This window comes from Pseudomonas marginalis (assembly GCF_008692035.1).
GTDB lineage: Bacteria > Pseudomonadota > Gammaproteobacteria > Pseudomonadales > Pseudomonadaceae > Aquipseudomonas > Aquipseudomonas marginalis.
Genome location: NZ_VTFG01000002.1, coordinates 803,796 through 816,143 on the forward strand (window position 1 = coordinate 803,796; position 12,348 = coordinate 816,143).

General features: G+C 57.3%; 10 protein-coding genes. 7 read left to right on the forward strand and 3 right to left on the reverse strand.

The annotated features are described in order from the left end of the window. Positions 1-38: 38 nt before the first annotated feature. The 3 genes from FX984_RS23790 to FX984_RS23800 form a co-directional block, all read right to left on the reverse strand. Entirely contained in the window at positions 39-2,270 is a 2,232-nt protein-coding gene (locus FX984_RS23790; protein WP_146475813.1) for a coiled-coil domain-containing protein, read from the reverse strand. Further along, complete coding sequence (locus FX984_RS23795; RefSeq protein WP_146475814.1) at positions 2,267-2,674, reverse strand: hypothetical protein; 408 nt, start codon at positions 2,672-2,674, stop codon at positions 2,267-2,269. The genes FX984_RS23790 and FX984_RS23795 overlap by 4 nt, the downstream gene beginning before the upstream one ends. Before the next feature lie 313 nt (positions 2,675-2,987). Next, positions 2,988-3,533: a hypothetical protein gene (locus FX984_RS23800; protein WP_146475815.1), complete on the reverse strand. Its 546-nt coding sequence runs from the start codon at positions 3,531-3,533 to the stop codon at positions 2,988-2,990. 870 nt (positions 3,534-4,403) lie between these two features. Between FX984_RS23800 and FX984_RS23805 the strand changes: the two genes are divergently transcribed. The 7 genes from FX984_RS23805 (at position 4,404) to FX984_RS23835 (ending at position 12,337) form a co-directional block, all read left to right on the forward strand. Further along, positions 4,404-4,886, forward strand: a complete 483-nt coding sequence (locus tag FX984_RS23805; RefSeq protein WP_027604446.1) for an LEA/WHy family protein — start codon at positions 4,404-4,406, stop codon at positions 4,884-4,886. After that, the gene (locus FX984_RS23810) at positions 4,883-5,083 is read left to right on the forward strand and encodes an SEC-C metal-binding domain-containing protein (protein ID WP_003189235.1); all 201 of its coding nucleotides are present in this window, start codon (positions 4,883-4,885) and stop codon (positions 5,081-5,083) included. The genes FX984_RS23805 and FX984_RS23810 overlap by 4 nt, the downstream gene beginning before the upstream one ends. A gap of 175 nt (positions 5,084-5,258) precedes the next feature. After that, the gene (locus FX984_RS23815; RefSeq protein WP_027604447.1) at positions 5,259-5,903 is read left to right on the forward strand and encodes a glutathione S-transferase N-terminal domain-containing protein; all 645 of its coding nucleotides are present in this window, start codon (positions 5,259-5,261) and stop codon (positions 5,901-5,903) included. A 142-nt stretch (positions 5,904-6,045) separates the two neighbouring features. Further along, positions 6,046-8,487: a penicillin acylase family protein gene (locus tag FX984_RS23820; RefSeq protein WP_146475817.1), complete on the forward strand. Its 2,442-nt coding sequence runs from the start codon at positions 6,046-6,048 to the stop codon at positions 8,485-8,487. 201 nt (positions 8,488-8,688) lie between these two features. After that, positions 8,689-9,693: a ligase-associated DNA damage response exonuclease gene (locus FX984_RS23825; RefSeq protein WP_146475818.1), complete on the forward strand. Its 1,005-nt coding sequence runs from the start codon at positions 8,689-8,691 to the stop codon at positions 9,691-9,693. Further along, a complete protein-coding gene (locus tag FX984_RS23830; RefSeq protein WP_092356463.1) occupies positions 9,690-11,324 on the forward strand; it encodes an ATP-dependent DNA ligase in 1,635 nt (544 codons plus the stop codon). The genes FX984_RS23825 and FX984_RS23830 overlap by 4 nt, the downstream gene beginning before the upstream one ends. A gap of 233 nt (positions 11,325-11,557) precedes the next feature. Then, the gene (locus FX984_RS23835; RefSeq protein WP_027604451.1) at positions 11,558-12,337 is read left to right on the forward strand and encodes a transporter substrate-binding domain-containing protein; all 780 of its coding nucleotides are present in this window, start codon (positions 11,558-11,560) and stop codon (positions 12,335-12,337) included. The last annotated feature ends 11 nt before the right edge of the window (positions 12,338-12,348 follow it).

The window sequence follows — 12,348 nt, forward strand, 5'->3', positions numbered from 1 at the left end:
GGTTAACCTTTAGGGAGAGAGCCTATCTTGCGATAGGCTTATTTAGTTTCTTTCGGCAGGTATTCGCCAAAGATCTTGTCAGTGACTACTTTCGCAATTTCGTTTGCATCAGCGTCTGTTTTGACATTCACAGTGACGTTATTTGTCACGGAAGTTGGTGTAGTGTTGGTGGCATTGGTAGTGTTGTTTACAACTGTTCCACCCCCACCCCTTACGGGTGGCTCATCAGAAACCCATTCACCACGTGACCCAGGTGCAGCACGACTTGCAGTAGCAGCAGCCCCAGCGGCGAGTCTGGCGACAGCATTACTTGGGTCAGATTGACTAAGTAACTGTTCAAGATGCTTATTGAAGTCAGGCAGTCCCTTAGTGTTCAATCTCGATAGATCTAGCGCGGGAGGCGTTATAGACCATGGTGCATGCTCCTGATCAAAACCGACATCCTTCCAAGTATCACGACTCTCAGGAGTGCTTGCCCTGTAGTCCTTCACGCTGAACAACTTGTTGTACAACTCACCAATCCACCCACCTTGGTGTTGTGTTCCTGCGTCAATCTTGCTGTAGTCGCCAACACCTACCATATTTGTATCGACTGCGACATCACTTGTAGACATTCGATCTTGGAGCTTCTGCTGCTCTGACTTGTCAGATCCATCTGCATTTTTACCGGCAAACATTCGTAGCATATGCGTCTCAACCTTCACCAATCCCAAGTCGAAGTTTCGCAGAGCCACCTGTAGGTAGTTGGTAGACTCAATCAGTTCTCGCTCAGCGGTGAGTCTTTCGCCAAGAGCGGCAATCAACGTAGGGTCAGCGTTTGTTTTTTCAGATTGTAGGTACTTATCGTTTTCAACCCTTACAGCTTGGGCATCCAGCGAATGCTTATGACGCTCAAGTAGTTCCGGTGATTGAGCAACAATATCTCGCATACCTTGCTGAACCATCGCGCCATTAACCTTCCCATCATGTTGAGCTTCCAACACGAAGCCAGCCAACTTGTTAACGTCGCCCTTGTAACCAAGAGCTTTACCAATCGCCTGATATAAGATCGTGGTTAGACGCGTACCAAGTGCATCTGTTAAAGGGCGAAGATCCTGACCTAAGAAACGGTCCTTGGAATACCCTTGATTGAGTTGAAGCGCGGCAGAATACTGCTGTGCCTTATCCAAGTTACCGATACGAAATACAGCGGCTTGATCTTTCTGTAGTTGGATAGCTTCTTCCAGAGTTTTGCCCTGAGCACGAAAACCTTGAACCATGTTCGAATAGGCCACAGCCGATTCGCGATCAATTTTCATCCCAAATTCTTGGGAGTTTTGAATATATGCCTCTTTGATTCGGGCGCGCTCTTTATCGTTATTGCCTGCCGCCATCAGAGTGTTATCAAACTGCTGATTATCGGCTGTTGCTTCTTGGCGTTGTTTGACACGCTCGCCCAGGTATCCAGCTGCCTCTGAGAGCGCGTACAAGGCCGCTCCAGCAGTCCCAAGCCCAACAGTAAACCCACCTAAGCCCATGCCTTGCGGCTCGGCTTGCTTGGCCTGCCAGGAGGCATGGCGCTCTGCTGCAAAGTCGAACCTCTTAGCCTTCATGTCCTGACTTACTTGGGCGCGAGATTCACGGGCAGCAGCGGCAAGTTTGGATTGCTGATGACGCTCGGCAAGTCGAATTCCACGCTCTCTGGCGGCAAGTAATCCGGCCTCGGCGCGCTGTAACTTAGATTGATGTAGCGCAGCCTGTTGCTGTAGTTGAACTGTTCTCTCTTGGCGTCGTTGAAGAATGTCAGCTAGGCGCGCCTCTCTGACGCGAGACTGTTCCGCCGATGCTTGCAACTTCGCTCTACCAAGATCAACTTTTAAACTTTCCTGCTCGGCCTTGTGTTGTTTGGCTGACAGCACGGCGGCAGTTACTTGCTGTCTCAAGGCAGCGCTTTGCAGGAATGAATCTTCTCTCTTGCCATTGGCTACTAGTTTTTGTTCAGCAAGTTGAGCCCTAAACTGTGAATACCGTAGGCGGGACAACTTCTGCTCAGTTGCAAGTTGTTTGAATAAGCTTCTTTCAGCTGCGACATCTGCTGTCGTCTTAGCTTGACGCTTTGCAGCTATATCAAACTTCTTATCCAGGCGCTTGTTTAGGTCGTCCGCCGTTTTCATCATGTTAACCATGAGAGCTTGCGTACGCTTGAGCATTGCCTCAAATGCAAGGAGCGGCCCTAACTTTACATCAAATTGGAGTACACCCGTTAGACGGGAAATGACCTCTTCGTTCATTGGCCACCTCCGAACGAGTGTCGAACCAATGTTGGCGAGTAGTCCTCAAGCAATTTATCCAGGGTGGAACTAAACACAGAAGAGCCGACACCCTCGTAAAGCACCTCACCCATGGTGAATAGTCTCAAGCGATTATTGCTCAGCAAGAACAGGGGTACATGAGCGATTACAGGACGACTGCCAGCGATTGCGATAACGTGCGATCCATCCGAACAGTTAAACCAAGCCAGTTTGTAAGCTTGTTCGCCATAGACGCGCCTTACTGTAGTTTTGAAATTACCAAGGACGTGTTGGATGTCGATGGTGCTATCTGATTTGATTCTAAAGATAATGCGGCGTGGAGCGGGTTCTGCAAGTTTGGTGATGCGTGCCACCAGTTGTTCCGGTATTACCAGTTTTTTCATTGGTCGTCCTTTGGCGGTAAGTAGACCCAACTCCCTTGAGGCAATCCATACATTGCAATGGGCAACGTAAATGAACGGGACATAAGGTTGGGATGAGCATGATTGAATTCATTAAGAGCCTTGAAGATTACGGAATCAGAGAACTCTGCCGACGACATAATCAATACCACTCCTGTAGATGCGTGTATGGTCTCTGGAGCGCTTCGAGGGGTTGGGCCTTGCGCTGATGAGGATTCGTTCTTGGTTACCGCTACAGGCTCCTGTAGAAGCTCCGGGCGGTACTTGGTCAATAGCAACTTGGTTAGCCCATCCATTAAGAGCGCTTCCCTTTAGTTGGCGCTGGAACTGGGGCGGCTTCTGTTGGCTTGAAGGTTTCACGAATCTGCTTTTCAACTGCCGCTCTACGCTCTGCTTCTGCTTTAGCCAAATCTCGCTCTTCGCGGGCACGGTCCACTTTCAGCTGAGCGTCCACCTGTGCCTGTATAAACAGTTCGTTGTGCTGCTCAACTTCTGCGTAATACTGGACTGTCACATCCTGGGCGATCTGCTCAAGCGCTGCTTTGATATCTGATTCTGGCTTGAAGAAGTAGATGTCGAAACGGCTATGGTCAATCTGTACCACTGATAGCGGGTGAATCTGGTAGCCCTTATGTACCTGCTCAAGATAAGTTGGCAGGATGTCTAAGGGATGAGGGCAGAAGAATACCACTGTACCGCCGTCAACTTGTTTGGGTACTGCTCGCCCAGTTACCGGATCAGTTCCAGCATTCATATCAAGACCGCTCTTGCGGTCTCTGTAGCCCGCCTGGGCACTCTCGATGCGAGCTTGAAGCTCTACTGAATCTGGCTGTTTAAGCATGTTGTATTTCTCCTGTTTGGGCTGGGGGTTTATGGATGATCTTTCTCATGTCGTCTGTGAGGCAGTTTTCTACAAGGGAAGTTAACTCTTCCAAAGTCTTATCTTCGACATCACGAAACTCTACAGACAACAATCCAATGACGACTGTCTTGTTCTTGTTGCGACGGTGATACTCAGTGTTGCACTTTGGGGAACAGTACAAAGAGCGAGCCGTTCTACTCTGGTACTCTTTCTTGCATGCAGGGTTTTTGCACGTGCGTGTAACGTGGGCCATGTTTGGCTTTCCTCTTTAATTTGTGGTGGAAACGTGCGGGACTGATTTGCGGGTACAAAAAAAGGCAGTAGCTGTGGGCGCCTGCCTTAGTTTGGTGTCGATGCTTGTTGCCCATTCGAAGAGCCAAGGGCTGTGGCCGACACAAAGTCCGCACTCTGTGTCTACGTAGTTGGGCCACTCACTACGTGGGAGCTGGACGGTGGATCGCCGGGCCGGGTAAGCGAACTCTTACGAGCTTGCTAGGAGAAATGGCGGGCCTTGCAGGGAAGAAATAAAAACTCCCTATCTACACACCATTCTAACACGGCAAAACAGGATTTGTCAAGCATATCCAAACAAATAAAGCAACTATTTTCTATTTAGTGCGACGAACGGCAAGCATCCGTCAGCATCAATCAATGATCGGCCAGCACAATGAACATTGTGGCGGTGCTCCCGGACGGCGCTTATGGCACGTCACCGCCTGCCTGACTGTATCGGCTCTGGAGTGGCTCAGGTACGCTCAGCAAAGCAACAATTACAGCTGAGTAGTGAATTGTTGTACAACTTCAAGAAGTGTTGTTCCAGCTATCTCTAACCACCACAGGACTCACGCCATGCTTCGGATCTACAGCTTGATGCTGGCGTTAACCTTCGGCCTGACCGGTTGCGCCTCCTGGTTCGAAGACGATTCGCCCCCGCCCCACGTTTCCCTGGTGAAAGTCGAAGTGGTGCGGGCCAAGCTGCTGGAGCAGAAATTCAAGCTGTACTTTCGCGTGGATAACCGCGACGACTCTGACCTGACCGTGCGTGGGCTGATCTACAAGGTCACCCTGGATGACTTTGTGCTCACCGAAGGCGAGTCCAATGAATGGCTGACGGTACCGCCCAAGGGCCATGCATTTTTCAAGGTGTCGGTGCGCACCAACCTCTGGCCGCAGATCCGCGACGTGGTGCAGATGCTGAAAAAACCCGACCAGCCTGTGCCGTATCGTCTGGAGGGTGAACTGAAAACCGGATTATTCATCGGTTATGACGTGCAGGTGAACCACAATGGCGAGATAATCCCCGGCGATTTTATTCCGGAGCGACATCGATGACTCAGCAACCCCATGTCCATGGTCCTGACTGCAACCATGATCATGATCACCATGATCACGACCACGGCCATGTCCACGGCCCGAACTGCGGCCACGCTCACCAGGAGCCGGTGCGCAATGCGTTGAAGGACGTTGGCCGCAACGATCCTTGCCCGTGCGGCAGTGAGAAGAAATTCAAGAAGTGCCACGGCGCGTAAATCGCGCTGAGGGCCCACGTGTGTGTGAGGGAGTTCGCTCCCTTCCACAGCTGCATCGCATTCCAAATCGAAAGCGTCTAAGGGTAGACGCAAATGTTTGATTGAATTTCCACCCTCCCACCTTTACCTATACCTACAGGCATTCGCTCAAGCATCACCACTTTTGGAGAGCTTCATGATCGACCTGTATTACTGGACCACCCCCAACGGTCACAAAGTATCGCTGTTCCTGGAAGAAGCCGGTCTGCCCTACAACGTGCACCCGATCAACATCGGCCAGGGCGACCAGTTCAAGCCGGACTTCCTGAAGATTGCCCCCAACAACCGCATCCCGGCCATCGTCGATCAGAACCCGAGCGACGGCGGCGCGCCGATCTCGCTGTTTGAATCCGGCGCGATCCTGCTGTACCTCGCGGAAAAAACCGGCCAATTCATTCCAAAAGACCTGCGCGGTCGCCAGGAAGCCCTGCAATGGTTGTTCTGGCAAATGGGCGGACTCGGGCCGATGGCGGGTCAGAACCATCATTTCAGCCAGTTCGCACCGGAGAAAATCCCCTACGCGATCAAGCGCTACGTAGATGAAACCGCCCGTCTGTACGGTGTGCTGGACCGACGTCTGGCGGACCGTGCGTTCGTGGCGGGTGAGGACTACAGCATTGCCGATATGGCGATCTATCCGTGGATCGTTTCCCACAAATGGCAGAGCCAGCGCCTGGAAGATTTCCCACACGTTCATCGCTGGTTCAATAGCATCAAGGAACGGCCAGCGACGGTTCGGGCGTATGAATTAGTCCAAAAGGTCAATCCGCCTGAATCCTGACCTGAAGTCGTGCGCGGTCAACAGGTGGGAGGGGCGGTGCGACTCAAGATCTAACGCTTTACCCAAACTCCTGCTTGCGTCGTTTCACCGCGCTCACTAACGTAGCGCCTTTACTGACGCTACCCCCCGCAGGAGCTTTGCCATGGCCTCGCCAGCCCTCTCACATTTTCTTCCCCGGTTCGGCGTTGCCGCGGCAGTGGCCAGTGCATTAAGCCTGGCCGGTTGCCAGCTCCAGAGCACCCAGGACACCCTGCCGCCAGTGGCCGGCGTGCAGCCGATCAAGGGCCTCGCACAGAATGTTTCGATACGCCGCAACGCCCAGGGCATGCCGCTGATCGAAAGCAACACTTTCCACGACGCGCTGTTCAGCCTCGGTTATGTACACGCCAGTGACCGTATCACCCAGATGGTCACCCTGCGCCTGCTGGCCCAGGGCCGCCTGGCGGAAATGTCCGGGCCTGAGGTGCTGGATGTGGACCGCTTCATGCGCGCGGTCAACCTGAAAAAAAGCGCCGGCGAGCTGTACAACGCCTCGTCGCCGCGTCTCAAGCGCTTCTTCGAAGTGTATGCCCGTGGCGTCAATGCCTACCTGTTCCGCTACCGCGACAAGCTGCCGCCGGACCTGGCCCAGACCGGCTACAAGCCTGAGTACTGGAAGCCGGAAGATTCGGCGCTGCTGTTCTGCCTGCTGAATTTCAGCGAGTCGGCCAACCTGCAGGAAGAGCTGGCGTCGTTGCTGCTGGCGCAAAAGGTCGGCGTGGACAAACTCGCCTGGCTGACACCGAGCGCGCCGGATGAGCCGATCCCCCTGGCCGAAGCCGAAAAACTCAAGGGCGTGAACCTCAGCCAGATCACCGGCCTGGCCGGGCTGGACACGGTCAGCCAGCAATTGAGCAGCCTCAACTCGCTGGCGGTTACCACGTCGAGCAACTGGGCCATCGGCCCGCAACGCAGTCGCAGCGGCAAGAGCCTGCTGGCAGGCGACCTCGCCGCCCAGCCGCAGGCGCCGTCACCGTGGAACTACGTGCAGATTCGCGCACCGAAATACCAGGCCGTCGGCGCCTCGATTGCCGGCCTGCCGACCCTGTTGTCCGGTTTCAACGGCAACGTGGCGTGGAGCATGAGCACGGTCAAGGGCGATACCCAGGACCTGTTCCTGGAGAAGGTCAAACGCCAGGGCAGCGCGTTGTACTACGAGAACAACGGAAAATGGCTGCCGGCAGCGGTGCGTAATGAAACTTTCTTCGTCAAGGGTCAACGCTCGATTCGCGAAGTGGTGTACGAAACCCGCCACGGTGCCCTGCTCAACAGCAGCCAGGCCCTGACCAGCGGTTTTGGCCTGGCCCTGCAAACCGCCGACTTCAAGGATGACAAGAGCCTCGACGCATTCTTCGACCTGTCCCGCGCGCAAAACGCCGGCAAGGCCTCGGACGCAACCCGCAACATTCGCGCCATTGCCTTGAACATGGTCTTCGCCGACGCCGGCAGCATTGGCTGGCAGGTCACCGGCCGCTTTCCCAACCGCCGCGAAGGCGAAGGCCTGCTGCCCTCGCCCGGTTGGGATACGCGCTTTGACTGGGACGGTTACGCCGACGCGATGCTGCACCCCTATGACCAGGACCCGGCCCAAGGCTGGATCGGCACCGCCAACCAACGCACCGCGCCGCGCGGCTACGGCATGCAGCTGTCCAACTCCTGGGATGCGCCGGAGCGCAGCGAGCGCCTGGCGCAACTGGCCAATGCGGGCAAGCACGACAACCGCAGCATGATCGCCATGCAATACGACCAGACCACCACCTTTGCCGCCAAACTCAAGACCATGTTCCAGGCGCCGGGCATGGCCCAGCCCTTGAAGCAGGCGATTGATGCGTTGCCGGCGGCCGACCAGGCCAAGGCACGGGAAGCACTGAAGCGCCTGATGGCGTTCGACGGCCGCCTGGTATCGACGTCCGCCGACGCGGCGCTCTACGAACTGTTCCTGCAGGAAAGCACCCGGCAGATCTTCCTCGACGAACTGGGGCCGGAAAACAGTGCCAGCTGGAAAGCCTTTGTCAGCAACGCCAACCTGTCCTATGCCGCCCAGGCCGACCACCTGCTGGGCCGCGAAGACAGCCCGTTCTGGGACGACGTGCGCACCGCGCAAAAAGAAGACAAACCCGCCATCCTCGCCCGCAGCCTGGCCGCCGCGATCACCGCCGGCGAGAGCCAACTGGGTGCTGACCACAAGGCCTGGCAGTGGGGCAAGCTGCACAGCACCACCTGGAAAAACACCAGTGGCCAAGTGATTCGCGGCCCGCTGGCGTCCGGTGGCGACCACAACACCTTGAACCCGGCGCCGTACAGCTGGGGCCAGGACTTCAATACCACCCAGGTGCCGGCGTTGCGCATGATCGTCGACTTCGGCCAGGTGGAGCCGATGATGGGCCAGGGTGGCATCGGCCAATCCGGCAACCCGGCCAGCCCGAACTACGCCAATGGCATCGACCCGTCGCTGAAGGCGCAATACCTGAGCTTCCCGATGCAGCCGCAGAACTTCGAGAAAGTATATGGGAAGGCCAGGTTGACCCTGACCCCAGGCAAGTGACCTGACTTCAACCTGGTGAAACCGGATCCAAATGTGGGAGGGGGCTTGCCCCCGATAGCGGTGTATCAGTCACCGATGTTTTGACTGAACCACTGCTATCGGGGGCAAGCCCCCTCCCACATTTGGACTGCATGCATTCCGATAGAACTTCTGCGCTCGCCCCCGCCTCATACCTGATAAGCCCATCGCCCCGGTCACCCCATGGACCTTGTCATCGCCCGGCCCGAAGGCCTCTACTGCCCCGCCGGAGATTTCTACATCGATCCCTGGCGCCCGGTGGAACGCTCCGTCATCACCCACGCCCACGGTGACCACGCCCGCACGGGCAATCAGCACTACCTGGCCGCCGCCCCTGGCGAAGGCATCCTGCGCTCCCGCCTGGGCCAGGACATCAACCTGCAAACCCTGGCCTATGGCGAAAAACTCGTCCACCACGGCGTGACCCTGAGTTTTCACCCCGCCGGACATGTACTCGGCTCGGCCCAGGTGCGCCTCGAGTACCAGGGCGAAGTCTGGGTGGCGTCCGGCGACTACAAAGTGGAGCCGGACGGCACCTGCGCGCCTTTCGAACCGGTGCGTTGCCATACCTTTATCACCGAATCCACCTTCGGCCTGCCGATCTACCGCTGGCAGCCCCAGGCGCAGATCTTCGCCGGGATCAACGACTGGTGGCAGGCCAATATCGCCGCCGGCAAAGCCAGTGTGTTGTTCTGTTATTCCTTCGGCAAAGCCCAACGCATCCTGCATGGCATCGACGCCAGCATCGGCCCGATCCTCAGCCATGGCGCGGTCGAGCCGCTGAACCGGGTGTACCGCGAGGCCGGCATTTATATTCCCGAAACCCTCTACGCCGGCGATTTCAAAAAGACCGACCCATTGCTGCGCCAGGCCCTGATCATCGCGCCGCCTTCCGCCGGTGGCAGCAGTTGGATCAAGCGCTTCGGCGACTACAGCGATGCCTTCGCCAGCGGCTGGATGCGCCTGCGCGGTACCCGGCGGCGGCGCGGGGTGGACCGAGGGTTCGTGCTGTCGGACCACGCCGACTGGCCCGGGCTGCTGTGGGCGATCGAACAAACCGGGGCCGAACGGGTGATGGTCACCCACGGCTCCGTCGGGGTATTGGTACGCCACCTGCGGGAAAACGGCCTGGATGCCCAGGGCTTCACCACCGAATACGGCGATGACGAAGAGGAGGCCACGGCATGAAAGCCTTCGCCGAGCTGTACGCCAACCTCGACGCCACCACCTCCAGCAATGCCAAGCTCGCGGCCCTGCAAGCCTACTTCCTGCAAGCGCCGCCTGAAGACGCTGCGTGGGCGGTGTATTTCCTGTCCGGCGGACGACCGCGGCAATTGGTACCGACGCGTCTGCTGCGGGACATGGCCACCGAAGCATCCGGCATCGAGCCGTGGCTGTTCGAAGAAAGCTACCAATCGGTAGGCGACCTGGCCGAGACGATTTCCCTGCTCCTGCCGGAATCCACCTACACCTCCGAGGACGGCCTCGCCGTATGGCTGGAAGAAAAACTCCTGCCGCTGCGTGGCCTGTCGCCCCTGGACCTGGCCGAACGGTTACCGGCGTTATGGGCGCAACTGGACCAGCCGAGCCTGATGGTGTGCATCAAGTTGATCACCGGCAGCTTTCGCGTCGGCGTGTCCAAATTGCTGGTCACCCGTGCGCTCGCGGCCATGGCCGACCTCGACAGCAAGCGCGTCGCGCAGCGATTGGTGGGCTACACCGATTTATCCAACCGACCGACAGCCGAAGGCTACCTCAAGCTGATCGCCGCCGAATCATCCGACGAGCATGCACAAAGGGGCGGACAGCCCTATCCGTTTTTTCTTGCCCACGGGCTGGCGCAACCGGTGGAGCAATTCGACGCCTTGCTCGGTTCCCCCGCCGACTGGCAGGTGGAATGGAAGTGGGACGGCATTCGCGCGCAGCTGGTCAAGCGCGAAGGCCGGCTGTGGATCTGGTCGCGGGGTGAAGAGCTGGTGACCGAGCGCTTCCCCGAACTGCACAGCCTGGTCAGTGGCCTGCCCGATGGCACGGTGATCGATGGCGAGATCGTGGTGTGGAAGGACTCGGTACAACCCTTCGCCCTTTTGCAGCAGCGCATTGGCCGCAAGACCCTGAGCAAAAAAGTGCTCGACGATGCCCCGGTTGCGCTCCTCGCCTATGACCTGCTGGAACATCAGGGCGACGACTGGCGCAACCACCCCCAGGCCGAACGTCGCGCCCAACTGGAACAGGTGATTGCCCAGTGCAACCAACCCGTGTTGCAGCCCTCGCCCCTGCTGACGGGCGCCACATGGCAGGACCTGGCACTGCAACGCGAAGCCTCCCGCAGCCTCGGCGTGGAGGGCATGATGCTCAAGGCTCGCGACGGCCTGTATGGCGTGGGCCGCACCAAGGACATGGGCCTGTGGTGGAAGTGGAAAGTCGACCCCTTCAGTGTCGATGCGGTGTTGATCTACGCCCAACGCGGCCATGGCCGGCGCGCCAGCCTCTACAGCGACTACACCTTCGCCGTATGGGATGGCCCGCCCGGCAGTGAACGCACGCTGGTGCCCTTCGCCAAGGCCTACTCAGGACTGACCGACGAAGAAATGCGCAAGGTCGACGCCATCGTGCGCAAGACCACCGTGGAGAAGTTCGGCCCGGTCAGCAGCGTGACGCCCAGCATGGTGTTCGAGCTGGGGTTTGAAGGCATTGCCCTGTCCAAGCGGCACAAGAGCGGGATTGCGGTGCGCTTTCCGCGGATGTTGCGTTGGCGCCAGGACAAGGCAGTGGATGAGGCGGATAACCTTGCTACCCTGCAGGACTTACTGGCCTGACCCGGAACACCGCCCCTCCCACAATCGGATCTCCAAATGTTCCGAAATAGTGCGCTCGATTTTCAATGCCCATTTTCGGGCATCTCCTACACTCATGACTCCCTTGTCCCACCTTTTAAAACGCTCATTCGGAACTATGGTGCAGAAATTGCTACTCGTGATCCGTCTGACACCGTTCAGTAACAGTCCTAAACGCGCCACAAGCGCTTATCTTGGTTTCCAGGGATTAAATAATGAAAAAAGCATTGCTGACCCTTTCTGCACTGGCTCTGTGCATGGCCGCCGGTACCGCGCTGGCCAAGGAATACAAGGAACTGCGTTTTGGTGTCGATCCGTCCTACGCACCGTTCGAATCCAAGGCGGCCGATGGCAGCCTGGTAGGCTTCGATATCGACCTGGGCAATGCGATCTGCGCCGAACTGAAAGTGAAGTGCAAGTGGGTCGAGAGTGACTTTGACGGCATGATTCCAGGCCTCAAAGCCAACAAGTTCGACGGAGTGATTTCGTCCATGACCGTGACCCCGGTGCGCGAGAAGGCCATCGATTTCTCCAGCGAGCTGTTCTCCGGCCCGACCTCGCTGGTGTTCAAGAAAGGCGCGGGGTACTCGACCCCAGAGTCCCTCAAGGGCAAATCCGTGGGCTACGAGCAAGGCACCATCCAGGAAGCCTACGCCAAGGCGGTACTGGATAAAGCCGGTGTGACCACCAAGGCCTACGCCAACCAGGACCAGGTTTACGCCGACCTGACTTCCGGTCGTCTCGACGCTTCCGTGCAGGACATGCTGCAGGCCGAACTGGGCTTCCTGAAGTCTCCGGCCGGTGCCGGCTATGAAGTCAGCGCCGCCATCGATGACCCATTGCTGCCATCGAAAACCGCCATCGGTATCAAAAAAGGTAACACTGAACTGAAGGCCCTTTTGGATAAAGGTATCAAAGCGTTACACGATGATGGCACCTACGCCACCATCCAGAAGAAACACTTTGGCGATCTGAACCTGTACAGCGGCAAATAATGCCTGGGGCG